Genomic DNA, 26,385 nt, shown 5'->3' on the forward strand with positions numbered 1-26,385 from the left:
CCCCGGTGAATAATAACCAACCCAGTTTTGACATGCGTGATCACAGTTTTTTGGGGCGCATGCGTCGGCGCTTTCGCGGCTGGGTAAATCGGCGCATCCCCCCTTCACGGGAGGTGACGCTGGATCAGCGTCGCATCTTCATCTTTCCCAGTCGCACTGGCTTATTTTTTGGCTGCAGCCTGACGGTTATGCTAATTGCGGCTATCAATTTTGAGAATAACCTCAGCTATGCGCTGACCTTCCTGCTTGCTACGCTGTTCGTTGTGGCAACGCTGCATACCTACGCCAATCTGTCCGGATTGACTCTTCGTGCCGTGCGAGCCCAGCCGGCGTTTCCCGGGCAGCAGTCTGAGTTTTTGGTGATGCTGGAGAGGAAGAAGCGCCGCGATCACTACGCCTTGTACCTCAAGTGGCCAACGAGTAGCGATGCATTGGTGAACCTTGTTGATGACGACTGCATCAAGGTGCAGTTGCATATGCCTGTTGATAAGCGCGGCTGGTTCCGCCCTGGGCGCCTGTTACTGGAATCGACGTATCCGCTGGGGCTACTGCGCTGTTGGACCTGGGTCGACCTCGACCTGCACGCACTCGTCTATCCGCGGCCCATGTCGTCAGCGGAGTTGCCAGGGCTGGCCACTGACACGCCTGACGGCGCCGCTGCAATGGTGGACGGCAACGACGATTTCTACGGTTTCCGCGATTACCGCAAGGGCGATTCTCTGCGGCAGGTACACTGGAAAGGTTTGGCAAAAGGTCAGGAGATACAGACCAAACAATATACGGCTTACGCCGATCGCAGCGTGTGGCTCGATTGGGAGTTATTTCCCGGTATGGGCGTAGAGCAGCGCCTGTCGCATCTATGCTATTGGGTGCTGGAATTCGACGAGCGCAGGGAGGAGTACGGATTGCGCCTGCCAGGCGTCACCATTGACCCAGGTGTGGGTGATAAGCACCGGGAACTTGTTCTCAAGGAACTCGCCCTTTTTGGCAAAGGGGGTAGCAAGGGGTGAACGTGTTGCAGCAGGTACCGCGCAATGCCCTGATGTGGATAATCATCAGCCTGTTTGCCCTGGTTGCACCGCATGCAGCCCGACTACCAATCTGGGTGCTTGCCGTCTATGTGATTGCCGTTATCTGGCGGTTGCAGGTACATCGCGGTCGCTGGTCCTTCCCCGGTCGCTGGGTGAAGGTGGCAATGACAGTCAGCGGGTTTGCGGGAATTTACGCGAGCTATGGCACGCTAGTGGGGCTGGAGCCCACTGTGGCGTTGCTTCTGACTGCATTCGCGCTCAAGTTTATCGAGTTGTCGCAGCGCAAGGATGCCTATGTACTGTTGTTCCTCGGATACTTCATCTGCATCACTGAGTTCCTGTTTAGTCAGGATCTGTTGATTACGCTCTACTCGATGCTCACTGTTCTGCTGGTCACTACAGCGCTGGTCGCCCTGCACCAGCCCGGGCTAAATCGGTTTAACCGCGGCACCGTGCGGTTAGCGGGGTTTATGCTGTTGCAGGCCATGCCTCTTATGGTGGTTCTGTTTTTTGTCTTTCCGCGATTTGGCCCTCTGTGGACGGTGCCGCTGAAGAGTCATGCCGCCAAAACCGGCATGAGTGATTTTATGAAACCCGGCGATGTCGCCAGTCTCAGTCAGTCGGCCGATGTGGCGTTCAGGGTGAAGTTTGAAGGCGCTATTCCGCCAAAATCTGAATTGTATTGGCGCGGCCTGGTTTTCAGTCGACTGGAGCAGAATGTCTGGTCTGGACTGGGTTACTACGATGTGCCGCTGAGTGAGCAGAGAGCGGATGATATTGCTACCTCCGGAAAACCCGTGCGTTATAGCGTCATCATGGAATCCACGCAGCAGACCTGGTTGTACGGTTTGCACTATGCGCTTGCCAGATCGCCGGGTGTGCTGCACTCACCAGATTACAGAATGATGTCTCCGGCTCCGGTGGAGACAGAGTACATGTACAAGGTGAACAGTTGGATGAATGTTCCGACGGAACTGGAACTTTCGGATTGGCGGCGCAAGACAGAAACCAAGCTGCCGCCGCAAGGTAATGACCGGGCGCGACAACTGGCACTGGATTTACGGGCGTCTGTGGACAGTGATGAGGCCTTTGTCGACGATGTGCTGAACAAGTTTAGCCAGGAAAATTATGTTTATACACTGCGTCCCGGCCAGTTGTCCGGGCCCGATACTATAGATCAGTTTTTGTTTCAGACACAGCGGGGGTTTTGCGAGCATTACGCCTCTGCGTTTGTGTTCATGATGCGTGCAGCAGGTGTGCCGGCAAGGGTGGTCGCGGGCTATCAGGGCGGCGAGATAAATCCGCTGAACAAAACTGTTATCGTGCATCAGTTCGATGCCCATGCCTGGGCCGAAGTCTGGCTGGAGAACAAGGGGTGGGTACGCGTTGACCCTACCTCTGCGGTTTCACCGTTGCGCATAGAGATGGGGCTGGAAGAAGCGATGGCGTCAGAGGGCAGTTTTCTCGCGGCTGCGCCACTGTCGCCATTGCGTTATCGCAGTATACCGCTGTTGAATCAGTTGCGCCTGCGCTACGACGCGCTGACGTATCGCTGGCAGAGTTGGGTAGTCGGTTTTGACAGCGAGCAGCAGTTTGATCTGCTGCAAAGCATGTTCGGTGAGATCAGCACACGGGTGTTTGCCACGCTGCTTCTGGGGAGTTGGGCGTTGGTGCTTATTCCGGTTGCCATATCGCTTTTTCTCAAGCGTGATACCCAGCCCGTGAGTCCGCTCGATAAGTACTACAGGCTGTTTTGTGAGCGTATGGCGGGCCTTGGTCTGGAGCGTGCTCCCGGCGAACCACCCGGACAGTTTGCGCAGCGGGCGATAGCGGCGCTGCCGGGGTTCAGGGAGGAGTTACAGCATATTACCGGGCTCTACGATAACCTTGCGTATGCCGGCGTCGCCGACAAAACTGAACTGCTGCAATTCACCCGTGCGGTGAAGCGCTTCCAGCCGGACAGGCGCCGTGGCCTGATTGAGGAAGACAATACTATCTAGCGCACAACGCCGTGTTGGGGATATTACAGGCAAAAAAAACCCCGCTTACGCGGGGTGGTGTGCAGTGTCAGCAGTGTCGGGGATCAGGCACTCAGTTCCTGTATTTCGACCGCTGCAATTCTGGCTCCTTCCTCGGCACTCTTCTGGAACTCAGCAATCTGGTCAAAGTTGAGATACCGATAAATGTCCGCAGCCATGGAGTCGATATTGTTCGCAAACTCCATGTACTCGGCGGGTGTCGGCAGTTTGCCGAGAATGGCGCCCACGGAAGCCAACTCTGCCGATGTCAGATAGACATTGGCCCCGTCACCGAGGCGGTTGGGGAAGTTGCGGGTAGAGGTTGAAAGCACCGTCGAATTGGCGGCGACTCGCGCCTGGTTACCCATGCACAGCGAGCAGCCCGGCATTTCCGTGCGCGCACCGGCGGCACCGAAGATGTTGTAGTAACCTTCTTCCATCAACTGGTGCTCGTCCATGCGCGTGGGGGGAACAACCCACATGCGCGTGGATATTGTGCCCTTGTGTTGCTCGAGGAGTTTACCCGCGGCCCGGAAATGTCCGATATTGGTCATGCAACTGCCAATGAACACCTCATCGACCTTGTCGCCAGCCACTTCAGACAGTAGTCGTGCATCATCCGGGTCGTTGGGCGCACAGACGATGGGTTCGTTGACTTCCGCCAGATCGATCTCGATAACGGCCTTGTACTCGGCATCGGCATCGGCCTTCATCAGGCTCGGCTCTGCCAGCCATTCCTCCATTTTGCGTGCGCGCCGCTCCAGTGTTCTGGCGTCGCCGTAACCCTCAGCGATCATGGTGCGCAGCAGGACGATATTGGAGCGCAGGTATTCGGCAACAGTGTCTTCATCCAGGGCGATGGTGCAGCCAGCAGCGGAGCGTTCTGCGGACGCGTCAGACAACTCAAACGCCTGTTCGACAGTGAGGTCACCCAGCCCTTCGATCTCAAGGATGCGACCGGAGAAGATGTTCTTCTTGCCCTTCTTGTCGACTGTGAGTAGCCCCTGCTGTATCGCGTAATAGGGAATGGCGTGGACCAGGTCGCGCAGGGTGATGCCGGGTTGCATCTTGCCTTTGAAGCGCACCAGCACGGACTCAGGCATATCCAGTGGCATTACGCCGGTGGCGGCGGCGAAGGCCACCAGCCCCGAGCCCGCCGGGAACGAAATACCCATAGGAAAGCGTGTGTGGGAATCGCCGCCGGTACCGACGGTATCCGGGAGCAGCATACGGTTCAACCAGGAGTGAATGATGCCGTCGCCGGGGCGCAGGGAGACACCGCCCCGTGTCATGATGAAATCGGGTAGCGAGTGCTGTGTTTCGATATCAACCGGTTTCGGGTAGGCAGCCGTGTGGCAGAATGACTGCATGGTCAGGTCTGCGGAGAAGCCCAGACAGGCCAGATCTTTCAGTTCATCGCGGGTCATCGGCCCGGTGGTGTCCTGTGATCCGACAGTGGTCATGCGCGGCTCACAGTAGGTACCGGGGCGGATACCGTCGGTGCCGCACGCCCGGCCAACCATTTTCTGTGCCAGCGAAAAGCCCTTGCCGGTATCGTTTGGCTGCTCCGGTTTGCGGAACAACTCGGAAACGGGTAATCCCAGTGCCTCTCTGGCCCGAGTGGTCAGGCCTCGACCGATAATCAGGTTGATCCGGCCACCGGCGCGCACTTCGTCTAGGAGTACGTCGGATTTCAGGGTGAACTCGCTCAATACCTCGCCGGACTCAGACAGAATCTTGCCGTCGTAGGGGCGTATCTCAATCACATCGCCCATGTTCAGTTTTTCGACGGGCGCTTCAAAGACCAGCGCGCCGGCGTCTTCCATGGTGTTGTAGAAAATCGGCGCCACGTTCCCGCCGATACAGATGCCGCCGCTTTTCTTGTTGGGCACGCCGTCCATGTCTTCGCCGAAGTACCACAGTACGGAGTTTGTTGCAGACTTGCGCGAGGAGCCGGTACCGACCACATCGCCGACGAGGGCGACGGGCAGGCCCTTTTTCTGCAGCGCTTCGATCTGCTGCATCGGGCCGGTAACGCCGTGCTCCTGTGGCTCCAGGCCATCGCGCGTCATTTTGTACATAGCCAGTGCGTGCAGCGGAATATCCGGGCGCGACCAGGCATCGGGAGCGGGGGAGAGGTCGTCGGTGTTGGTTTCACCAGTAACCTTGAACACCGATACCTTGATAGATTCGGGTACTTCTGCCTGGTTGGTAAACCACTCGCCATCGGCCCATGACTGCATCACACCCTTGGCATTTTCACAGCCGGATTTGGCCAGTTCAGCGACATCGTGAAAGGCTTCAAACACCAGCAGGGTGTGCTTGAGCTCAGTCGCTGCGGCCTCGCCCAGATCCGCGTCAGTCAACAGGCTCACCAGCGTCTCGATGTTGTAGCCGCCGTGCATATTGCCGAGTAATTTCACGGCGCTGAGCTTGTCGATCAGGGGGCAGGTCGTCTCGCCTTTAGCGATGGCCGACAGAAAACCGGCTTTGACGTAGGCCGCTTCGTCCACGCCCGGTGGTACGCGGTTGCTTATCAGGTCGAGCAAAAAGGCTTCTTCGCCAGCAGGCGGATTTTTCAGCAGTTCCACCAGATCCGCAACCTGATCGGCTTTCAGCGGTTTGGGAGGAATATTCAGGGCGGCCCGTTCAGCCGCGTGGACGCGATATGCTTCTAGCACAATTGAGCTCCTTTGCATTGCCTGTATCGTCTCGGAAAGGCCCGGGACGCGTGTTCAGAAGGGGTGTAAGCAGGCGCTTATTATAGCGTAGAGTGCTATTGAGATAAACGAATCAGGCGCTTATATCTCGCATTCACCCAGGTGATATCGTACACTCGCGATGAATTCCCAGCCCCTCGGAAACTGCTTACGCAATGCTGCAACGCACTGTTAAAACCCCTTGTATCGGAGTCTGTTCGACCGGTATCGGAGACAGTGTGTGTCGTGGCTGCAAGCGTTTCAGCCACGAGGTGATCGACTGGAACAGCTATACGCTCGCACAAAAACAGGCTGTGGACTCGCGGCTTTCAGGCTTCCTCTCTCAGTGTGTCAGCAACAAGTTGCAGGTGCGTGATACAGCCCTGTTGAAGTGGCAACTCGAGGTACAGAAGGTGCGCTACGTCGAGCACCACGACGAGTATTGCTGGGTGTTCAGCCTGTTGAAGGCGGGGGCAGGGCAGATAAGCGACACGCAGGCATTCGGGTTTGAGGTTGACCTGCGCTATCGCGAGTGGCCGTTGATAGAGCTTCGAGAGCACATTGACCAGGAGTTTTACATTTTGTCAGAGGCACACTACGAACGGTATATGCTCGCACCCGATCTCTTTCGCGAGAGCTCCAGATGACAGCGGCGCCGGATATCAGCGCAGTGCAGTCCTTTCTGCTCTGTCCCACGCCGCGCGCCTGGGTCGAATGGGCGCTGCAACACCCCGAAATCCTGTTGATCGATCACGCCAATTGTGAAAAAAAGGCGGCATCCACGGCGTTGAACCTGATGTATCGCTATGTCGACCACTACAAGCTGTTAACCAAACTTTCGCGGCTGGCGCGGGAGGAGTTGCGCCATTTTGAGCAGGTGATCGCGATCATGCGCGCGCGCGGGATCGATTACCGTCAAATCGCCGCCTCGCGCTACGCGGGCACATTGCGTGAGCAAGTCAGGAAGCAGGACCCTGCAAGGTTGCTGGATACCCTGTTGATAGGCGCGATCATTGAGGCCAGGTCGTGTGAGCGCTTTGCCGCCCTGGCGCTTGAGCTGGATGCAGAGTTGGCCGCTTTTTACCTGTCGCTGTTAAAGTCTGAATCCCGGCATTTCACCGATTATCTCAAGCTGGCAGCCGAATTGGGCTCTGAGGCCGGTGTGGCTGAACGGTTGCCGGTACTGCTTGAATGCGAGCGCGAACTGGTTGAGTCGCCAGATACCGAATTTCGGTTTCACAGCGGTGTACCGGTGCCGACAGCGCCGTAAAGGGTGCTGAAGGTTGCTCGAATCAATATTAAGTTAACTTTAATAAAATCTGGTATATAGCTGTTTTATAAAGAAATAGCATAATATTTTCCGTCTGCTGTCTGCTGTCTGCTGTCGTGCGTGTGGGGCTGCGCTCGTGCATCGGCGAAGCCGCCCATGGCGTGGGAAGATGAAGGAGTGGGGTGGGATGTGTGAACACTGCCAGCCGGGTAGCGGCCAGCAGTGGAAGCGAATTTACTCTTCGACGACTACAACAGACTCGATGATCACCGGGTCAGAAGGGACATCCTGATGACCCTTTTTGCTGGATGTCGGCACAGCGCGGATTTTGTCCAATACTTCGGAGCCCTCAGTGACCTTCCCAAAGACCGCGTAACCCCAGCCTTGCATGTTTTTACCGCTGTGGTTGAGGAAGTCATTGTCTTTCACATTGATGAAAAACTGGGCGGTTGCAGAGTGCGGGTCGGAGGTTCTGGCCATAGCAATTGTGCCGAAATCATTTTTCAGCCCGTTATCAGCCTCGTTCTCTATGGGTTCACCGCTGGCTTTCTGTTGCATCTCAGTGTCGAAGCCGCCGCCCTGGATCATAAAGTTGTCGATCACACGATGGAAAATGGTGCCATCGTAGAAGCCGTCACGGGCATAATTTAAGAAATTGGCGACGGTTTTCGGCGCTTTTTCGGCGTCTAGTTCAAGTTTTATTTCGCCGAATGTCGTGCGAATAATGACCATGTTATCTTTCCTTGGGGGTGTCTGAAGCAAGCCGGCCAATAATACGGACTTTTAGCGCTCAGTAAAACATTTAGCGGGCAAAGATGGTCAGAAATGCGAGATTGGTCAGCACAGCGGTGTGAATTCGCGACTGGCGGGTGAATTGGCTATAAGCACAGCCGGGGAGCCGTTATAATACGCGACTTTTTTAATCGGCGCAGTACACCCTATGGACGACACACCAGCCAGTAATTTCCTGCAAACCATCATCTCTGATGATATCGCCAGCGGCCGCGTAGCCACTGTCGTGACCCGCTTCCCTCCTGAGCCTAACGGTTACTTGCATATCGGGCATGCCAAGTCGATCAGTGTAAACTTTGGTCTGGCCGAGTCCAATGGCGGCCGTTGCAACCTGCGTTTTGACGATACCAATCCCGAGAAGGAATCCAGCGTGTATATTGAGGCGATCATCGCCGATGTGCGCTGGCTGGGCTACCAGTGGGAAGGGGATGTGCGCTATGCCTCGTCATATTTCCAGCAATTTTACGAGTGGGCTGTGCACCTCATAAAGGCGGGTAACGCCTATGTGTGCGACCTGAATGCCGATGAGGCCAGAGAGTATCGCGGCACATTGACCGAGCCCGGGCGCAACAGCCCATATCGGGAGCGCAGTGTTGAGGAGAATCTTGATCTGCTCGCCCGTATGAAAGCGGGTGAATTCGCCGAGGGCGCAAAAGTACTGCGAGCGAAAATTGATATGAGTTCGCCCAATATGAATATGCGTGATCCCATCCTGTACCGCATACGCAAAGTGACTCACCATCAGACGGGTAATGACTGGTCAATTTATCCCACCTACGATTTTGCCCACGGGCAGGAGGACGCTATCGAGGGCGTGACGCATTCCATTTGTACGCTGGAATTCGAAGATCACCGCCCGCTGTATGACTGGTTCCTGGAACATTTGCCGGTGCCCTCGCGGCCCCGGCAGTATGAGTTTGGCCGATTGAACCCCAGCTACACGGTGACCAGCAAACGCAAGCTCAAACAGCTGGTGGATGAGAATATTGTCAACGGTTGGGATGATCCGCGCATGCCCACGATTTCTGGTATGCGCAGGCGCGGCTACACTGCAGCCTCTATCCGTCGTTTCTGCGAGATGATCGGTACCACGCGCAGTGATGGCGTGGTGGATGTGGCGATGCTGGAATTTGCCATTCGCGAAGATCTCAATGAAAACGCCGTGCGCGGGATGTGTGTGCTCAACCCACTGAAAGTCGTGCTCACGGATTATCCCGAGGACAAGATCGAGACGTTAAGCGCACCGCGCCACCCAAATCGTGACGATCTGGGGGAGCGTGAGTTGCCGTTCACCCGCGAGATCTATATCGATGCGGATGATTTTCGCGAGGAAGCCAACAAGAAATACAAGCGCCTGGTGCTGGGCAAGCGTGTGCGTTTGCGCAATGCCTATGTGATTGAGGCGGATGACGTCATAAGGGACGACAACGGCGAAATCACCGAGATCCGTGCACACACCATCCCCGGTACGCTGGGCGAGAATCCCGCCGACGGCATCAAGCCCAAGGGGGTTATCCACTGGGTGTCTGTCTGCAGGGGTGTGGCAGCCGAGGTTCGCCTCTACGACCGGCTGTTTAACCACGAGGCTCCTGACAAGGGCGATAATGACTTCATGGATCACATTAACCCCGATTCACTGAGTGTCGTCACCAACGCCTGGATAGAGCCGGCACTGGCCTTGGCTAGCAACGAACAGCAGTTCCAGTTTGAACGTGAGGGGTATTTTGTGGCCGATCGCTTCGACCACAGTACCGATAAACCGGTTTTTAATAAGACAATCGGCCTGCGTGATACGTGGGTGGATGGATAAGGAAGGAACAATGAGCCTCACGCTTTACAACACGCTGAGCGGCCGCAAGGAAACCTTTGAACCGCTGATCCCCGACACGGTCACCATGTATGTCTGTGGGCCAACCGTGTACAACCTCGCCCATATTGGCAATGCGCGCCCGGTGGTGGTGTTCGATACGCTATTTCGCCTGCTGCAGACGCACTATGACACGGTGACCTACGCGCGCAATATCACCGATATTGATGACAAGATCATCGCAGCGGCGCGGGAGGGTGGCCGCAGCATCGGGGCTGTCACTGAGGAGTACACGACCAAGTACCGGGAAGATATGGCACAACTCAATGCGCTGCCGCCAACACTGGAGCCGCTGGCCACACAGAATATCGATGCGATGATCGCCCTGACCGCCACACTGTTGGAAAAAGGCCATGCCTACGAGGCCCAGGGACATGTGTTGTTTGCGGTTGAATCAATGGAGGATTACGGCAAGCTGTCCAAACGTTCACTGGACGATATGCTAGCTGGCGCGCGGGTGGAAGTGGCTGATTACAAACGGCACCCGGGCGATTTCGTGCTGTGGAAGCCCGCCAGTGATGATGATCCCGGTTGGGATAGCCCCTGGGGGCGCGGGCGGCCTGGGTGGCACCTCGAGTGTTCGGCGATGATCCGCGAACACCTCGGAGAGACCATCGATATACACGGCGGTGGTCGCGATCTGATTTTCCCGCATCACGAAAATGAGATTGCCCAGAGCAAATGTGCGCATGGTGGCGATTACGTGCGCTACTGGATGCACAATGCCTACCTAGATATAGACGGCGAGAAAATGTCCAAATCACTGGGCAATTTCCGCACCGTGCGCGATTTGCTGCAAAGCTATCGCGGTGAGGTGTTGCGCTTCGCGCTGCTGTCCGCGCAGTATCGCTCACCGCTGAACTTCTCCGCGGAGCTACTGGACCAGGCGCAGGCCACGCTCGACAGCCTCTATAGCACGTTGCGGGACGTGCAGGATGTCGATGTGGATATGGACGTCAGCCTGCTCGACGAGCCGTTCTACCACGCGTTGAACGATGATCTGAACACACCTGTCGCGATTGCGGAGATTCACGCGCTGGCCAAGCAACTGCACAAGGCGGCGCCGGAAGATAAGCCCGCGCTAAAGGGCCGTATCCTGGCAGCGGGGAACCTGCTGGGTATTCTCGAGCAGGATGCTGTGGAGTGGCTGCAGGGAACGGCGGCGTCCGACGCGATTTCAGCGGCGGATATCGAGGCGCTGATCGAGGAGCGGCACGCGGCGAAGCTGGCGAAGAATTATGCACGGGCGGATGAGGTACGCGAGGAGTTGCTGGCGCAGGGTGTGGTGCTGGAGGATTCTCGCGACGGTACGCAGTGGAAGCGTAAGTCGGATTGACTATCGCTTTGTACAAATATGACGATGTCCCGTAGCCGGTGAGTATGGCTACTCCCCGCAACCGTCCAGTATGATCAACTCTCACAGCCGGCAGGTAATGCCACTTCCCGTAGCCAGCAGGTAGGGCAACTCGCTACAGCGGGATCGAAGCTACCCCAGGCTTTTTTCACCCGATACAACACTCTGCATGATCAGGGTATTGATCGTCATAGGCCCAACACCGCCCGGAACCGGCGTATAGGCAGAGGCTCGTTCGACCAGTGGTGCCAACTCGATATCGCCGACGCCGCCCGGGTGGTAGCCAGCGTCAACTACGACTGCACCATCTTTTACCCAGTCCGCCTTGATGAATTCCGGCTTGCCAACGGCGCCGACCAGAATATCGGCCTGCGCGATAATGCTCGGAAGGTCTTTGGTACGCGAATGGCAGATGGTGACAGTGGCATTTTTCTGTAGCAGCATCATTGCCATGGGTTTGCCGAGAATCGGGCTGCGGCCGACGACAACGGCGTGTTTGCCCTCGATCTCAATGCCGTAGTGCTCCAGTATGCGCATGATGCCCTGGGGGGTGGCGCAACCGTAGGCGTCCTCGCCCATCGCCATGCGGCCGAAGCCCAGGCATGTGACGCCGTCTACATCCTTGGACAGGGCTATGGCGTCGAAACAGGCGCGCTCGTCGATTTGTCCCGGCACCGGGTGCTGCAACAGGATGCCGTGGACATTGGGGTCATTGTTCAACTCGTCAATACGGGCCAGCAGTTCCTCGGTAGTGGTGGAGGAGGGCATTTCAACTGCCAGTGATTCCATGCCGACTCTGCGACAGGCGTTACCTTTCATTTTGACGTAGGTGGCGGAGGCGGGGTCATCGCCCACCAGAATGGTCGCCAGTATCGGTGTTCTGCCGCTGGAGCGGGCTTTTAACTGCTCTACCCGCGCCAGTAATTCAGCTTCTGATTGTGCAGCGAGGGATTTGCCGTCCAGGACGAGTGCAGACATGCGGTATGATCCTCAGATTTCGGTAGAATTTTGGGCCAGTGGGCGTGGCGGCGAGCCGATTGCCCTGCTTTAGCGGACCTATTGTCCCATGAGAACTTGTGTCAGTGAAAGTGCCGGCGTACATTTGCAGTGAATCGTTGCTGCTTTTTAGCGTTGACGCTCGCCGGAGGGCTGAGTATGATGCGCCCTCCTGAAAAACAGGGCCGGGCGGCAACGCCTGAATGACTTCACATCGTGTGAAATCAGCATTTGTAAGTACATCGGGGTATAGCGCAGTCTGGTAGCGCGCCTGCTTTGGGAGCAGGATGTCGGGAGTTCGAATCTCTCTACCCCGACCACTTACAAACCTTCATTCTACTTTTCTACAAGACAACACACGCCTGTAAGGTATGCGTCGCCAGCGGCTGTCCGCGATTCCGGGCACTGGGTGCTGTGTAAGTCCTTGGCGGCCTCATGCTAGTATTCCCCGGCACACAGTGCCGAGATACCACTGAAATTGAAGCGCGCAGAGGGGGCAGGGCCCACATCGATGCTACAGGCAATTGTTAACGGCAAGGTTTTTGACGGTGTGAGCCTGCTCACCGATAAGGCCGTACTTGTCGAGGGCGGGCGGGTTCACTCGCTGGTCGATGCCGCCCAGCTCCCTGATAATGTGGTGGATATTTACGATCTTCAAGGCGGTATTCTAACCCCCGGTTTTATCGATCTGCAGGTCAACGGTGGCGGGGGGGAGCTGTTCACTGCACATCCTACTGTCGACAGTCTTCGCACTATAGGCGCAGCACACCGCGCAACCGGTACTACCGGCTTTTTACCGACACTGATCACCTCTGACTACCGTGTGATGCGCGAGGCCGTCAGTGCTGTCGAACAGGCGATTTCTGAGGGTGTGCCGGGCGTGCTGGGTATTCATCTGGAGGGGCCGTTCCTGAACCCGCAGCGTCGCGGAGTGCATGACGCGAACAAGTTTTGCATAATCGATCAGACCGGGTTTGACATCATCACCTCGCTGGGGGTGGGTAGAACACTGGTCACCCTGGCGCCTGAGCTGACAACGCCTGCAATGATTCGCCAGCTGGTAAATGCTGGCGTAATCGTCAGTTGCGGGCACAGTGCTGCCACCTATGCGCAGACACGCGAGGCGCTGGATGCCGGTGCCACAGGTTGTACCCACCTGTTTAATGCAATGACCCCGCTGCAAAGCCGCGAGCCGGGTATGGTGGGTGCTGCGCTGGAAGATGAGAACAGCTGGTTCGGTATTATCGCCGATGGCCATCATATCCACCCGGCGGCCTTTCGTATTGCTGTGTCAGCAAAGAATACCGGTGGCGCAATTCTGGTGACCGATGCGATGCCGACGGTCGGCTCCCAGCGCGAGTCCTTTGAGCTGGACGGTGAACTCATCACTGCCAGCCACGGTCGCCTCACCAATGCTGAGGGTACACTGGCCGGCTCCAATCTGGATATGTTGTCTGCGGTGAACAACGCAGCACGGTTTGCCGCACTGGACTGGTGGGAGGCGGTGCGCATGGCGACGGAGTATCCAGCCAGCGCGCTTGGGCTTGCGGGAGAGCTGGGCGCGATCAAACCGGGTTATCGAGCGTGCCTGCTGGCGTTTGACGCAGAGCGTCACATCCAAACCAGCTGGATCGACGGGATCAGGGTTTAGCTGCCACCCACTCAATGGCATTCAGCACCAGTTCCCGCGCGTTGTCGTTCTCCCAATTGGCATGAAAATGCCCGCCGGTATAACCAAAACCGCGACCGCCGCCACTGCGTTCATGCGCCCAGGCCACGACCTGGGGAACTTCATCTGCGACTAACTGGCGCACGGTATCATTGCCACTGTGGGCGCCATTCCAGCGATCCATCGTTGACTCCGGTGCTATTGCACTGAGCAAAGGGTATACGCCGTCCTCTACAAAACGCATGTTGAAATACCACTCGTCTTCCAGGCTGAACGGTTCGATATTGCGGGTGATCGCGTGCGGCGGCAATGTGGTGAACTGTGCTATCCAGTGTGGGTTTACCGACCACCAGGTTTCGAAATAACCCCCAATGGCCGCGAGCATTGAGTCCGCCGCGGGGCTGCCCTTGGGTACTTCCACGCAATAGTGCAGCGCGACAACACCCACGCCTTCATCCAGCAGGCGATTGAATGTCTGCAGGTGGTCGATGATCAAGTGGGAGTCACCGCCGTCGCAGTACATTACCAGCGCGTCTGCGTCGTCGAAAATGGATTCATCAGTCGGCCAGCCGCCGTAGACCGTGACCGTTTCGATAGAGGCCTGCCGCTCGCGCAGGGCCGCCGACAACAGCTCTGACCCCGCCTTGTGCTCATGGGCTCCAGGCATATGGCTGTCCGGTCCTGCCAGGAACACGACTTTGGTTGTGCGTCCATCGTTTGAAGCGGCGGCATGGGTCTGTATCGAAATCTCTCTCTGTCCACAAGCGGTGAGCAGGATGGCGAGTCCTGACAGGCAGACAGCCAAGATTACACTGCGATTTGATCTATACATTGCATTCGCCTTACAAGCGTTGCGCGAGTTTCAGCGCATAATAGGCAGGCTTTTGTGTATGCTTCAAGCTGTACTGGTGAGATGCTGTTGGTATTGCCCGACAAGCACTAAACTTGACACCCATAGACAGCAAAAGCTACCATGCGCGCCGCATCGAAAGAGGCGTTCGCAAAGGCGCTAGGTATTTGATCCAACGGATCAAATCGCTTTCAAGCACGATGCAATGGTGGCCGTAGCTCAACAGGTAGAGCACCGGATTGTGACTCCGGAGGTAGCGGGTTCAAGACCCGTCGGCCACCCCATCCATGTCCCCGATAGTCGTGCTATCAATCCTAAGACCTTGCGTTGTGTCCACTCCCAGGTCCGTACTGTACATAGACAGCGAAGTATCACCGACGCTATCGATCGCTACAAGCCCGCAAAGACTTGCCGGGGTATATAGTAATACTGTGATTGGCATCGCGCCCGCCACCCCATTATGGGGGTGCTCAGTTTTTTCGCTCTCGTTAACATCCTCGTTGATTTCCGCGGTTGCGTGATTACACCGATCGGCAATCCCTTTCTCAACCTGCCAGGATTGTTTCCGTTGTACAGTGACAGATCGTTTCTATTGGGAGACACCATGAAAGTGATATACCCGGCATGGGCGAGTGCAGTGTTTATTGGCGGCTGTGCCAGGGAGGGGGCTTCCAGGCGGAGAGGACGACACATTCAACAAAAATATCGGTGCGGTCTTTCTGGGTTAGCCGGTCTACACCATGTATGAGTTTGGCACCGTTGAGGAGACAACCTCTACAGCTGAATGTGCGGCAGGGGGCTTCAATATCGTCGTCGGTGGCCTTTCGGGCACCAGCTCCATCAACAGCGTAACATTCGTGGTATCTGCTGACGTGGAGGCTTATGCGTCGTTAACAGAGAGCTTGCTTAAATAGGCGAACACGCAGTTGGTTGCAGCAATGGTGGCGGACCGCTAGCACCAAAACGCGACGGACACAGCATCTGATAGAAGAGCCTCTCTTGCGCGTATTTTCCAGATTGATCACCGGCGTGACCACTTCAGCGGTATTCTGATAGTGCTGTCGCTGATTCGCGCTGTTATCATCCACGTTGGCCTGTCAGGAATACTGCGTGGCGTTAGCGGGGTCGGGTGGTGCGAAAGCCGGCCGCCCCCTATTGCCCAGTGAGAATCGTATGTCATCTTCCCACTGTAGTTGTAGTTTCAATTCCGCTTGGGCTATCATGGCCGCCCTCTGGCATCAGCCAGAGTGAGACGTCGCAAACTTAGTGACAACTGATCTTCGGGGGTATAGCTCAGCTGGATAGAGCACCGGCCTTCTAAGCCGACGGTCGTAGGTTCGAATCCTACTACTCCCGCCATCTAACATCGGTCCATTCCGGCTCTACGCAGTTAACGGGGGATGAGCATTCATCCGTACCCGATTGATAATACCGTCCCACCCGCAGTGGGTCAGCACCCATGGCCTATAGTTCTCCACGTTGATACAACCGAAAGCTGTTCTCTCAATCATCTCCATTCTCTTGTGGAAGCGCATGGGAATGGCGCCTGCTAGACGTCGGAAGGTGCACAGGAAAAGATGAAAAGTGTTAAGCACAGCTCAATAATGACAGCCTGTTAGCCGCTAAACGTTTGAAAATAAAGCAAAATGGTGAAAAATGGGTTGCGCTAGTAGGCGGGATCTATAATCTTGAAGTCGGCACGCGTTGTTGCGCTAAGTGACCGACATCTGGAGAACATCCACACCATGGAGTAGGGGGCACCCGTATGGGGTCGAGCTTCAAGAAAACAAATCGATCGGCATTCGAGAACTTCCTGCGTGCAAAGTACGAGATGTTCAGCGAAAAGGTCCACGTCAGTACGCTGCCTTACTATCTTTGTCTCGATCCGGCGGATAAATGCCAGCTGCGTTGTCCTACCTGCCCTACCGGTATTGAAAACGAGAGCCGTTTCAGCAAGGCGGGGCCGCCCACCATCTATCGCGAGGATCGAAAGACTCTGTCCGTTGAACTGTGTGACAGTCTTTTGGATGAGCTCGGTGACAACCTGTTTATGGTGATGTTCTACAACTACGGCGAGCCGCTGCTCAACCCGAACCTGCATAAGTTTATTCGCAACGCAAACGACAAGGATATCGCCACTGAGTTGCACTCCAACCTCTCTTTGCCCCTGTCAGATCAGCGTATCGACGAACTTTTGAGTGCCGGGCTGGGTACGCTTGCTGCCTCCGTGGACGGCTTTTCACAAGAGGCGTATGAGATTCATCGCGTCGGCGGCAGGGTGGAACTTGTCCATGAAAACCTGGAGCGACTTGCTCGCGCCCGGGATCGGCTCGGGCTCGATACTGAGATCATTTATAACTATCTGGTGTTCAGTCACAACGAGCATGAAATTGAGAGCGCACGCAGGTTCGCCAGTGATATCGGTATCTGCTTCAGCACCCGCGATGCGCTGATTCAGGATCCAAGCTGGTTGCCGAGTCACCGCAAAGACGAACAGCCCTACTATTCACAGCAGCATATGGATGAGTTGACAAGAGTTTGGGCAGAGGCCGGGCGCAGCGATTATTTTTTTGAGCACGAATCTCAGTATTTCTGGAGCCCGATACCCAAGCAATTTGAGTCAGTCCTCCCTCGCACTTGCGGCTGGCATTACGGGTTTTCTGTGGTCACTGCCGGCGGTCCGGTTGCTCCCTGCTGCGCGACCACCAAGGATAGGGAGGATATGGGCACCGTCGTGGCCGGTGAAGTCAGCTTTGGCGATATCTGGAATAGTGAGGTTTATACCAAGTCACGCAAAGCGATGATCGGCGAGCCTACTGAGGGACTGGAGCACGTCGACTCCACCTGCATGCGCTGTTATTTTCCCAAGTTTGTGCACCATCTTTACGACACTTACGATGCCAGGGTCGCGCGGCAGTTCGGCGCGGTGTTCGGTGACTCTGAACCCGAAATGGCACAGGCCTTCGCGCTGCTAGGCGACGACATTGGCCGCGCCGATGCTGCAGGTTTTGTGGCGCACTATGAGCGGTACTTGCTCGATAACATTTCGACCAAGAGCGCGGCGGTGGAGACGATTTCCACGCAGAACACAGTGCTTTGCAGCGATATGTCGCACGACGAAGCCACTGACATACTGCAGCAGTTTGGCAGGGTCATCTCCGCCCTCGGATTGAACGGCAACAAGGTATTTGACGAGTGTTTGCTCAAGCACTCCAAAGGTCAGGTTCTGGCTTCCATCATGACCATCCTGAATAATGCAGCTGCCCCGGAGCAGCAGGCCTTTGCCAGAGAAGCTGCACTGGTGCTTGCGTTCTTTCAGCCAGAAGTTGGCCGTGAGGGTGTCTCGATTGATACCCAGCGCACCCATCAACTGACCTGGCGCAGCGATGTGGAACTGGAAATCCAGCAAAATAATGGGGCAATCGCCGCGCAAGCCGTCGCCCGGCAATAACCTCTGTAAGGCAGTGCAGGCCTAGGCCGTTTAGCGCATGTATGGCCGAATACCGCAAGGCCGGGTCAAGGGTCCTGTTTCAACAAGCGGGCTCCCGGTTTCACCTATTACAGGGGTTTGGACATCTCCACCCAGTCGATGGTGCCGTCATCGGGCAGGTGTTCAAATTCCAGTAGACCCAGTTCCTCAAATTTTGGCCGTATTGCATCCGTCAGTAAGCCGATGCGTTTCAGGTTGGGTACTATTCGTGAAAACACCAGATTGCGGAACTCCTGCCGCGCTTTGCCGCCGAGGGAAATGTCGCGGGTCTCGGAGATGTCCCAGCCAAAGCGTGCGTGGACGTCAGTGGGAATCATGCGTTCGCGCATCACGATGCATGCCTCCAGCGAAAACTGAGCACGCTCCTCCTTCTCCTCCTGGGAGAGCGTTTTCACATGCTCTTCCAGATAGTTCACGCCGAAGGTGACATGACGCGCCTCGTCGCGTGTCACAAGGTGCAACAGTTGTGCGAACACTGGGTCTTTTGTGGTCATTTTTGCTACGTTAAATGCGGCCAGCGCGAGGCCCTCGATGATGATTTGCATGCCGATAAACTTGAGGTCCCAACGCGGGTCGGTAAGTATTTTGTCCAGCAACGCCTTGAGGCTGTCGTTAACCGGGTACATCAGCCCCACCTTGGTCTGGATGAATTTGTTGAAAACCTCGACATGTCTCGCTTCGTCAAATGTTTGGGATGCGGCATACAGCTTGGCGTTGTAGGTGGGCGCGCAGGAGGCGAGTTGGGAAGCGACGAGTAGCGCACCCTGTTCACCGTGCAGGAACTGGCAGACGAACCAGCTATTCAGGTGGCGGTGTAGTTCCAGTGCCGTGTCGTCGTCCATTGTGAGGTAGGGGCCGTAATCGGCAAACGGAAAGCCTTGCCGAAATTGCGCGAGGTCCGCAGCCTTTTCTTGCTCGGTGCGCGGCGCGACTTCATCCACATTGGGCGTCTGAGACCAGTCCACATCAATTTGTGCATCCCAGTTCAGCTGTTTACCCAGGTTGTAAAGTTTCTTTATGCGGTCGTCCTGGATGGTGTAATCCCAGTTGTACGCGCCGGTCAATGGCGTATTGAATATCTCGACGATGTGTTGGATTTGCTCTTCGTGCAGTGCCTCAGGCTCTGGGTAGTGTGCCAGATCCTGAGGTTGTTGATCGACAATCTGAAGTTTCATGGGCAGGGCTCTTTTTATAACTGCGGCAGGACACTATATCGGCTTTTGGAGTGAAAGGAAGTAAGTGAAATTGCTTGAACTCGCCAGGCTGTTTAGCGTTTCAGTTATCGCGACAGCCTGTTCCTGTCGCGACGTGCCCGACGGGTTTCAACACCGTTTTGCGCGGGCTTCTCTCCTTTGGCGATTTTTGACGCGCGACTCAACTCGATCAATGTCAGGGTTTCGCTGTCGCGCAGTTTGGTCGCATTTTTTTCAAGGGTATCCAGTTCTTCAAAACTGTAGATGTCATTTTTGAGCTTTTCGATTCGGTCCATCTGCGACTCCTGTGCTTTGCGGGTAGTGTAATGGGTATCACTCGGGCAGCTGTACCCGCAGTGTGTCCCCGACAGTAATTTGTCCACTTCTGAGGATGCGGCAGCACAGACCGCCGTGACCGAACATCGCCGCCGTACCGCCTTTGCCCAGCGCTGCCTCCATGCGAGAACACGGATGGCACAGAGCGCCGGCCTCAAACAGCGCCTCGCCGATGGTGAACTGTTGATGTCGCAGTGCATGGAGATTGATTCCAGACACTACCAGGTTGCGGCGCAGCAGGCTGGGCTCGATAGCGTCTCGGCCCAGAAAGTGCGCTGTCTGTGCAATAAATTCACGGGATATTAATGTGACCTGCCGTCCGGACCCCGATGTTTTGGTTGATCTGTGGTCACCTTCCAGACCATGTTCGGAAATCGCCATGGCGTGTTGTACGGTCGTTACTGGCGCGCGTCGTGCAGTGCGTAGGCCGATCCACTCCAGCGTGCCCAGCGGCAGGTCTTTGGCATATCGGTCCAGCGGGTTTGTTGTCTTCGACATTGCACTACTATAGCACCTGAGGTAGCTGCTTAGCGCGTGTGAATTGGGTCAGAGGCAGAAGAATTTCTTGTTGTTAAGCCTGCAATAGGCTGTCAAGATAGGCAAAGCGCGCTTTACAGTGAGTGGTCGTATCGCCTGGAGGAATGGATTCCAGCGCGGTGCGCGAGCTGTTCCAGGGGTAAATCTCTTATCCAGACTCTGGCCTCCTCTATGTCTTTAATAGGGTAGTACTGCACCTCGGCCGAAGTGAACGATTTGGACAGTGTCCCCATCCAGTGATTCAGCGGGACTGTACCGACAATAGCCAGACGCCCTATGCCTTGATAATGCTCGACATCAAACTTGATATTTTCGCACAGGGCTGCCGGCGTCCATCCTGAAAACTCGGTGATCACGACCAGCAGGTTAACCTGCCCGAATCGGTTGATACGTTCTTCAGCTAACTCCTTGAACTCGCTGTAGTCCTCACTCCTGAGTTTACCCTGGACGTTGAACTCAAGTCCGTCCGGGCCAGCGTTTCTTATTGCAGTGCACATGGTCCCTCCAGTTGGGAATTGTCTGCTGTTTAACAGTATGTGCAATATCGACAGACGGTGACTCAGAAAAGTTCCACAATTGTGAAAATGTTCACGAATAAGGGGGCAAAGTGTGAGGTGTGCCCGCTACGGCCGTTTATGGTCCAAGATAGGCCACGGATTCTTGTTGTGTATCAGGTGTGGTCGATTTCCAGCGCACTGAGCCGAAGGGCCGTTCCAGCCGACGGCGAATACCGGCGATTTCTCCCTCGATGGTAAGCTGATTGGCAGCCGCTTGAGCTTCTCTGTCAGCCTGGGTATAACGGTCCCTCATGCGCAGGTAGTCACCCCAAGTGGGAAAATGAAACTGCTCTATCCACAGCGAGGGGTCACCAATGTCACGCGAGATAGACCAGTTGAACCCGCCGTTGCGCAACCGTACTTTTCGCACGTCTTGCATCGCGGTATAAAACGCACGCGGGTCTTCGGGTTCTACGTGATATTCGATTTCTATCACTACCGGCCCGGAGCGCATGGTAATGGCGAGTCCAACCTCTGGTTCATGCTGCACATTCACCGCCTCGACGCCGGAAATAGTTACTTCCGGCAAGCGTAAAATAAGTGCGAACAGCGGTAACCCGAGCATTGTTACACCAGAGGCGATAATGGCGACATCTATTGACCAGACGTTGGCGACTTCTCCCCAGAACCAGGATCCGATTGCAACCCCACCGGTCAGCAGGGAGGTGAATATGGATAGTGCGCGGGCCGTGACCCAGCGCGGCGCTGATAGCTGAACCGAAATATTCAGGAGTGAAATGGTGAGCATGGTGGCTCCCCCGGCCAGATACATCCCGAGGCAGGTCAACGGCAGAGAGCGGCTGAGGCCCACGCCGATAAGTGATGTACCGCTGATTAATGCGAGCATGAAGCATGCCTGCTCAGTACCAAAGTGTGTGCGGCATGTTTTGATAAGCAGAGCGCCTGAAACCGCACCAAAACCGCCCGCGCCGAGCAAAATGCCGAAGGTGCTTGCGGTGCCGCCGAGTAAATCCTTGGCAATGAGTGGCGCCATGGCGGTGGCAGTGGCGCCGGCGAACGTGAACAGAAACGAGCGTAGCAGTGCCGTACGAATCGGGTGTGAGTGAAATGCATAGCGCAGCCCCGAGACCATGGCGCGTGAAATTCGCTCAGGCGGTAGACGAGAGGGAATCTGGACGCGTTTCCACAGGATAAAAGCCAGAATAAGCGGTAGATAGGCCAGTGCATTCACTGAAAACGCCACCTGCGCGCCAGCCGCCACAACAATGAGTCCACCGATGGCAGGTCCAAAACTGCGTGCGACATTGTAGCTGATCGTATTGAGCGCGATGGCGGCCGGCAGGTCTTTAGGTGCTACCTGTTCACCGATAGACGATTGCCAGGCTGGGTTATAAAGTGCTACGCCGGTGCCAATTAGTGAACAGAAAATCAGTAATATCCACGGCGTGGTCAGCTCTAAAAATGCCAGAACCGACAGGATGGTGCCGAAGAATGCGGCGATGCACAACCCAAGAATGGCGACTCTCTTGCGATCAAACGTATCGGCAAACGCACCGGCCGGGAGAGCGACCAGCATCAGTGGCAACATCATTGCCGTCTGTACCAGTGCGACCATACCTGGGACGGAAGTGAGCCGGGTCATTTCCCACGCTACGCCTACGCCCAGAATCAACTGACCAAAATTTGAAAGGATGCTGGCCGACCAGATCCAGAAGAACGTGGGCTCGCGTAGTGGAGCCAGCGCCGACCCTTCACTCATAGCCGACGCCCGCTACCCGGGCGTCGATGTTAATCCGATGCGCTAATGTGTCAATTATCATTGGTGTGCTTCTATGTTTCGCCGTGCAACACGTGAATCGTAAACATTTTATATCATTGACGCTATTGAGCGCACAGAAATTGCCCAGCTAATCTAGATAAATAGTTGGTGTTGCGAATGCCAGAGCAGGGGCATGCAGGTTGGCCTGTAGATCGCTAACCGTCTGCCGGACGCTTAAGTCCTTCAAGGAAAGTATGTGTACTGCTTTCCAGTAAACTGCAAACATCCACATCGGGCAGGACGTCTTCCAATTGGTGATTCATCGCCAGGCAGGCCAGGCCGTGCGCCATTGCCCACAACTTTACTGCGAGTTCCGGTGCGTCGTATTCGCTTAAGCGATTGTTGTCACACCACTGATGTACGGCGTTTACCAATACATTTAGGCCTGAGGTCTTCAACTCTTTATCAGCAGCCTCAAACGCGCGCAGTCCCATATCGCCCCACATCAGGTCGTAAAATGCTCGATGCTCGATGACAAAGTTGATGTAGGCTTTGCCCAAAGCCGTCATACCGACTTCGGAGCCTGTCGGGTGGAGTTTGCCAACTTCCTGGGTGTTCTCGGTCAAGCCCAGGAAGGCCAATTGACTAACGGCTTCGAGCAGCGCATCTTTGTCCTTGAAATGGCGGTAGGGCGCGGCGCTGCTGACGCCCGCCCGGCGAGAGGCATCTATCATCGCAAAATCGACAGAGGCATTTTTCTCAATCAGTTCCGCTGCCGCAATGATGAGCGCATCGCGCAGGTTGCCGTGGTGGTAGCGCTTCGTCTGTGTGTTTGATTTGTGTTTTTGGCCTGTCATGCCGCCACTTCCTTGATACCGGGATTGGTCTTATTGTTGTTCGTAGTGCTCGTGTCGGTGCGCCTTCTACCGATTCGGGTTGCCACCAGAAACAGCGGAGGGACGAGGTAGAATGAGATTACCGTGGACAGCAATACACCACCGGCGATAGCCATTGCAAACGGTGGCCAGAATTGGCTGCCTTCGAGAATCAGTGGTAGAAAACCTCCAAATGTTGTCACCGTTGTGGAGACGATGTGCCGGCTTGAGTCCATCACTACGTTGCGTATCGCAGGCAGTTCACCCTGCACGGCACCATTATCGCCCTGCAGCGCGGTGATAATGATAATCGCGGCGTTGATCGATACCCCGATTGAGCCAATCACTCCTATCATCGCCTGTATGCCAAAGGGATATTGAAAAATGGCCAGTGCCAGCAACGATAGTCCCAGAGAACACACGCAGACCAGCACCGCAACAGCTGATAATCGCCAGGAGTTGAACGTCATCATGATGGTGACCAGTAGCGCGGCCAACACCAGCCCCATCGGTGCCATTATTTTGTCCACAACCTTGGCGCGCTCGTCAGTATCGCCGCCAAATGCAAATGCGTAACCGTCCGGCAGCACAACCGGATTGCGCTCCAGATCATGTTGCAGTAATTTGAGCGCTTCTTCCGGCAGTACGCCGCGAATCAGGTAGCCCTGAACGGTGTTGGTTCTCTGGCCATCCTTGCGGGAGATCGCACTTTGGCTAGGCACCAGTGCCGGTTTGCCAAGGGCGTTCAACGGAATGCCGGCAATCAGTGCCTGTGTGCTGCCTATCTGCGGTGGCAGAGGAACGAGAATGTCGGCGATCTGCTCCGAAGCACTCCAGTTTTGCTCGTTCAGGCGCACCCGCACCGGTAAACGCTCAGTTCCTTCGAGCACCTCGCCGCCAACCTCGCCCAGCAGGCTGGAGTTGAGCGCTTGAGCAACGTCTGAGAGTTGCAGGTTGGCCAGGCGCAGTTTTTCTTCCTGTAGCTCGTACAGCAGTTTTGGCGCGCCCCCGGCAAGCCCGTTGGTGGTGTGGGTGACATACGCAATGGCGTCCATGCGCGCCCTGAACTTGTCGCCCAGATCGCGCAATACGGCGAGGTTGGGGCCGGTAATCTCGATTTCCAGCGGGGCTATGACTGGCGGACCCTGATCGATCCCCCTGACGATAATCTGTACATTGGGAAATTCCCTGTCGAGTTCAATTTGTAGCTGCCGAATCAGATCGTCGGTGAGGTTTTCATCGTGCGTTAGTACCAGCGCCTCTGCCCAGGAGGGGATACCTTCTTTAAAACGGTACATATTGTAGTAAAAGGCGGGAGCGCTTTCGCCGATGGTCCAGTCGACCCGACGAATCAGTGGGTGACTGCGTAACTTGTCATCAATGCCCCGGGCCGTTGCCGCAGTATCGTAAATAGATCGCCCATCGGCCGCCTTAACCTGAATATACAGCTGATCCCTGTCAGTGCCGGGAAAAAATTGTGCTGTCAGTGTGGGGAATGCCAGGAAGCCAGCTATCGGTAGCGATAGCGCCAGTGCGATTGCGGCACCCGGGTGCAGGAGGCTCCAGTCGAGCGAGCGCACCAGCGCGTCGCCTGCTTTGCCGCTGCTGGCCCCGCCAATCCACCAGTGAGATTCCCTGGCGGGTGTGCGCGGTAACAGCCAACTCGCCAGTACCGGAGTAATGGATAGCGCTAATACAGTGGAGGTGGCGAGCATAATAATCACAGACGTGGCGATGGCACCGACGAAATCGCCTGCAGGGCCGGGCAGAATGGCCATCGGCATGAACGCGAGTACAGTCGTCAGCGCCGAGGAAATGAGTGGGATACGCAGGCGACTCACTGAGCCACTGATTGCATCTATTGGACTCTGCCCCTTTAGCAGGCGCTTGCGCACCTCATCTGTCATCACAATGGATCCATCCACCAGCAGACCCAGCGCGACAATAAGCCCGCTGATCGACATCTGGTGCAGCGCCATACCCATGCGCTCCATCACTGTAATAGAGATCAGACCACACAGCGGCAGGATGCAGGCCACCACTACCGCTGCGCGCCAGCCCAGCGTGAACAGTAGGACGAGAACCACCAGCATGATGCCAATCGCCAGATTGGTGGTGACGTCGAACAGCCTGGTCATCGCATAGCCGTTCTGGTCGTAGGTAATTTCCAGCTTAAGCCCAGCCGGTGCGGTCGCGCGGTATTGCGCGACGAACTCGTTGAAGGCGTCACTCCAGATGTCCACCTGATTGCCCGGTTCCATCACGGCGCCCACGAGAATGGCCTGACGTCCCTGTGCCATCGCCATGGCCGGAGGCGGGCTCACTGCAGACTTGTAGACTCTTGCGATATCAGTAATGCGCGTGGCGCTGCCATTGCTGGAGGTGTTCACAATGACCTGGCGAATACGCTCCATAGAGTCGAAATCTCCCGCCAGTTCTATCAGCATATCTGTACCTGCACTGGAGGCGCGACCGGAGGCAATCTTTGCATCAGCGGCCTGTAATGCAGATGCCACCTGCTGCAAGCTGAGGCCGCGAGAGAGCAGGGCGGACTCGTTGATCTCGACGCGGATCTCTTCCACTGGTTCGCCAAACACTTCTACCAGTTTTGTGTCCGGGAGGTTTCTTGCCCGATCGGCAAAGTCCTGCGCCAGGCGGTTTAGCAGGGACAGTGGCATGTCGTCGTCAGTCGATGAGGACAGCGCCACGATGGTGGTGAAGGAGGTCAGTCTATCGTTGTCAAACACTGGCTCACCAACACCCTGCGGAAAGCGCAGGGCAGCATCAGCAAGCGCATCACGCACCTCGGCCCAGGCGCGCTCCAGCGCCTCGGGCGGGAGCGTGTCTATCAGCATAATGTTTAGGAAGGAGACGTTGCCGCTGGATGTCGACTGTATCTCGTCGATCTCCGATATTTCTCGTAACTCGTCCTCCAGGGGGCGAGTAACCAACGCCTCCACCCGATCCGGGGTGGCGCCCGGGTAGAACGTGGTCACGGTGCCGACAAAGTTCGTTAGCGAGGGGTCTTCCTGTCGTGCGATAGAGTTAAAGCTGGTGATTCCCACCGCTATTACGCAGAGGACAATCAGTGTGAAATAGCGCGCGTGCTTGTAGATATAACGGGCTAGCAC

At 56.0% G+C, this 26,385-nt stretch carries 19 protein-coding genes and 3 tRNA genes; 11 read left to right on the forward strand and 11 right to left on the reverse strand.

The window, feature by feature from the left end:
* Positions 1-5: 5 nt before the first annotated feature.
* On the forward strand, positions 6-1,010 hold the full coding sequence (locus AC0L6S_RS04310; RefSeq protein WP_473427193.1) for a DUF58 domain-containing protein: 1,005 nt from the start codon (positions 6-8) through the stop codon (positions 1,008-1,010).
* 2 nt (positions 1,011-1,012) lie between these two features.
* Complete coding sequence (locus AC0L6S_RS04315) at positions 1,013-3,031, forward strand: transglutaminase TgpA family protein (protein WP_473427194.1); 2,019 nt, start codon at positions 1,013-1,015, stop codon at positions 3,029-3,031.
* 83 nt (positions 3,032-3,114) lie between these two features.
* Here the strand turns inward: AC0L6S_RS04315 and acnB are convergent, their stop codons facing one another.
* The gene (acnB, locus tag AC0L6S_RS04320) at positions 3,115-5,730 is read right to left on the reverse strand and encodes a bifunctional aconitate hydratase 2/2-methylisocitrate dehydratase (RefSeq protein ID WP_473427195.1); all 2,616 of its coding nucleotides are present in this window, start codon (positions 5,728-5,730) and stop codon (positions 3,115-3,117) included.
* A 194-nt stretch (positions 5,731-5,924) separates the two neighbouring features.
* Here acnB and AC0L6S_RS04325 point away from each other — a divergent pair, with 194 nt between their 5' ends.
* Both AC0L6S_RS04325 and AC0L6S_RS04330 read left to right on the forward strand, forming a co-directional pair.
* Positions 5,925-6,395, forward strand: coding sequence for a DUF1289 domain-containing protein (locus tag AC0L6S_RS04325; protein ID WP_473427196.1), 471 nt, complete (start codon positions 5,925-5,927; stop codon positions 6,393-6,395).
* Positions 6,392-7,018, forward strand: coding sequence for a MiaE family protein (locus AC0L6S_RS04330; protein ID WP_473427197.1), 627 nt, complete (start codon positions 6,392-6,394; stop codon positions 7,016-7,018). The genes AC0L6S_RS04325 and AC0L6S_RS04330 overlap by 4 nt, the downstream gene beginning before the upstream one ends.
* 234 nt (positions 7,019-7,252) lie before the next feature.
* Here the strand turns inward: AC0L6S_RS04330 and AC0L6S_RS04335 are convergent, their stop codons facing one another.
* The gene (locus tag AC0L6S_RS04335) at positions 7,253-7,750 is read right to left on the reverse strand and encodes a peptidylprolyl isomerase (protein WP_473427198.1); all 498 of its coding nucleotides are present in this window, start codon (positions 7,748-7,750) and stop codon (positions 7,253-7,255) included.
* 208 nt (positions 7,751-7,958) lie between these two features.
* On the opposite strand from AC0L6S_RS04335, the gene AC0L6S_RS04340 reads away from it, so the two are divergent.
* Both AC0L6S_RS04340 and cysS read left to right on the forward strand, forming a co-directional pair.
* A complete protein-coding gene (locus tag AC0L6S_RS04340; RefSeq protein ID WP_473427199.1) occupies positions 7,959-9,620 on the forward strand; it encodes a glutamine--tRNA ligase/YqeY domain fusion protein in 1,662 nt (553 codons plus the stop codon).
* A gap of 10 nt (positions 9,621-9,630) precedes the next feature.
* Positions 9,631-11,013, forward strand: coding sequence for a cysteine--tRNA ligase (gene cysS, locus AC0L6S_RS04345; RefSeq protein WP_473427200.1), 1,383 nt, complete (start codon positions 9,631-9,633; stop codon positions 11,011-11,013).
* Positions 11,014-11,163: 150 nt separating this feature from the next.
* On the opposite strand, the gene folD is transcribed toward cysS, so the two are convergent.
* Positions 11,164-12,009: a bifunctional methylenetetrahydrofolate dehydrogenase/methenyltetrahydrofolate cyclohydrolase FolD gene (gene folD / locus AC0L6S_RS04350; protein WP_473427201.1), complete on the reverse strand. Its 846-nt coding sequence runs from the start codon at positions 12,007-12,009 to the stop codon at positions 11,164-11,166.
* Between the two features lie 261 nt (positions 12,010-12,270).
* Between folD and AC0L6S_RS04355 the strand changes: the two genes are divergently transcribed.
* Positions 12,271-12,347, forward strand: a tRNA-Pro gene (locus AC0L6S_RS04355).
* A 191-nt stretch (positions 12,348-12,538) separates the two neighbouring features.
* Entirely contained in the window at positions 12,539-13,678 is a 1,140-nt protein-coding gene (nagA, locus tag AC0L6S_RS04360) for an N-acetylglucosamine-6-phosphate deacetylase (RefSeq protein WP_473427202.1), read from the forward strand.
* Here the strand turns inward: nagA and AC0L6S_RS04365 are convergent.
* Complete coding sequence (locus tag AC0L6S_RS04365; protein WP_473427203.1) at positions 13,668-14,528, reverse strand: ThuA domain-containing protein; 861 nt, start codon at positions 14,526-14,528, stop codon at positions 13,668-13,670. The genes nagA and AC0L6S_RS04365 overlap by 11 nt on opposite strands.
* A gap of 226 nt (positions 14,529-14,754) precedes the next feature.
* Here AC0L6S_RS04365 and AC0L6S_RS04370 point away from each other — a divergent pair.
* The 3 genes from AC0L6S_RS04370 (at position 14,755) to AC0L6S_RS04380 (ending at position 17,997) form a co-directional block, all read left to right on the forward strand.
* Positions 14,755-14,830, forward strand: a tRNA-His gene (locus tag AC0L6S_RS04370).
* A 998-nt stretch (positions 14,831-15,828) separates the two neighbouring features.
* A tRNA-Arg gene (locus AC0L6S_RS04375) sits at positions 15,829-15,905 on the forward strand.
* A 406-nt stretch (positions 15,906-16,311) separates the two neighbouring features.
* Positions 16,312-17,997 carry a radical SAM/SPASM domain-containing protein gene (locus AC0L6S_RS04380; RefSeq protein ID WP_473427204.1) on the forward strand — a complete coding sequence of 562 codons (1,686 nt, stop codon included), beginning with the start codon at positions 16,312-16,314 and terminating at the stop codon, positions 17,995-17,997.
* Between the two features lie 107 nt (positions 17,998-18,104).
* On the opposite strand, the gene AC0L6S_RS04385 is transcribed toward AC0L6S_RS04380, so the two are convergent.
* From AC0L6S_RS04385 to AC0L6S_RS04415, 7 genes are all read right to left on the reverse strand, one after another.
* Entirely contained in the window at positions 18,105-19,211 is a 1,107-nt protein-coding gene (locus tag AC0L6S_RS04385; protein ID WP_473427205.1) for a ferritin-like domain-containing protein, read from the reverse strand.
* A gap of 104 nt (positions 19,212-19,315) precedes the next feature.
* Complete coding sequence (locus tag AC0L6S_RS04390; protein WP_473427206.1) at positions 19,316-19,525, reverse strand: hypothetical protein; 210 nt, start codon at positions 19,523-19,525, stop codon at positions 19,316-19,318.
* Between the two features lie 37 nt (positions 19,526-19,562).
* Entirely contained in the window at positions 19,563-20,063 is a 501-nt protein-coding gene (locus AC0L6S_RS04395; protein ID WP_473427207.1) for an MOSC domain-containing protein, read from the reverse strand.
* Between the two features lie 113 nt (positions 20,064-20,176).
* Positions 20,177-20,599, reverse strand: coding sequence for a SpoIIAA family protein (locus AC0L6S_RS04400; RefSeq protein ID WP_473427208.1), 423 nt, complete (start codon positions 20,597-20,599; stop codon positions 20,177-20,179).
* A 136-nt stretch (positions 20,600-20,735) separates the two neighbouring features.
* Complete coding sequence (locus tag AC0L6S_RS04405; protein ID WP_473427209.1) at positions 20,736-22,379, reverse strand: MFS transporter; 1,644 nt, start codon at positions 22,377-22,379, stop codon at positions 20,736-20,738.
* A 215-nt stretch (positions 22,380-22,594) separates the two neighbouring features.
* Positions 22,595-23,236 (reverse strand): TetR/AcrR family transcriptional regulator, encoded by a 642-nt coding sequence (locus tag AC0L6S_RS04410; protein ID WP_473427210.1) that lies wholly within the window; start codon positions 23,234-23,236, stop codon positions 22,595-22,597.
* On the reverse strand, positions 23,233-26,385 hold the full coding sequence (locus tag AC0L6S_RS04415) for an efflux RND transporter permease subunit (RefSeq protein ID WP_473427211.1): 3,153 nt from the start codon (positions 26,383-26,385) through the stop codon (positions 23,233-23,235). The genes AC0L6S_RS04410 and AC0L6S_RS04415 overlap by 4 nt, the downstream gene beginning before the upstream one ends.

The sequence above is a fragment of the Halioglobus sp. D3-4 genome (assembly GCF_055809315.1).

Coding starts and splice junctions, on each gene's coding strand:
- AC0L6S_RS04325 (WP_473427196.1), top strand. CDS start 5,925: ATGCTGCAACGCACTGTTAAAACCCCTTGTATCGGAGTCTGTTCGACC.
- AC0L6S_RS04330 (WP_473427197.1), top strand. CDS start 6,392: ATGACAGCGGCGCCGGATATCAGCGCAGTGCAGTCCTTTCTGCTCTGT.
- AC0L6S_RS04335 (WP_473427198.1), bottom strand. CDS start 7,750: ATGGTCATTATTCGCACGACATTCGGCGAAATAAAACTTGAACTAGAC.
- AC0L6S_RS04340 (WP_473427199.1), top strand. CDS start 7,959: ATGGACGACACACCAGCCAGTAATTTCCTGCAAACCATCATCTCTGAT.
- cysS (WP_473427200.1), top strand. CDS start 9,631: ATGAGCCTCACGCTTTACAACACGCTGAGCGGCCGCAAGGAAACCTTT.
- folD (WP_473427201.1), bottom strand. CDS start 12,009: ATGTCTGCACTCGTCCTGGACGGCAAATCCCTCGCTGCACAATCAGAA.
- nagA (WP_473427202.1), top strand. CDS start 12,539: ATGCTACAGGCAATTGTTAACGGCAAGGTTTTTGACGGTGTGAGCCTG.
- AC0L6S_RS04365 (WP_473427203.1), bottom strand. CDS start 14,528: ATGTATAGATCAAATCGCAGTGTAATCTTGGCTGTCTGCCTGTCAGGA.
- AC0L6S_RS04380 (WP_473427204.1), top strand. CDS start 16,312: ATGGGGTCGAGCTTCAAGAAAACAAATCGATCGGCATTCGAGAACTTC.
- AC0L6S_RS04385 (WP_473427205.1), bottom strand. CDS start 19,211: ATGAAACTTCAGATTGTCGATCAACAACCTCAGGATCTGGCACACTAC.
- AC0L6S_RS04390 (WP_473427206.1), bottom strand. CDS start 19,525: ATGGACCGAATCGAAAAGCTCAAAAATGACATCTACAGTTTTGAAGAA.
- AC0L6S_RS04395 (WP_473427207.1), bottom strand. CDS start 20,063: ATGTCGAAGACAACAAACCCGCTGGACCGATATGCCAAAGACCTGCCG.
- AC0L6S_RS04400 (WP_473427208.1), bottom strand. CDS start 20,599: ATGTGCACTGCAATAAGAAACGCTGGCCCGGACGGACTTGAGTTCAAC.
- AC0L6S_RS04405 (WP_473427209.1), bottom strand. CDS start 22,379: ATGAGTGAAGGGTCGGCGCTGGCTCCACTACGCGAGCCCACGTTCTTC.
- AC0L6S_RS04410 (WP_473427210.1), bottom strand. CDS start 23,236: ATGACAGGCCAAAAACACAAATCAAACACACAGACGAAGCGCTACCAC.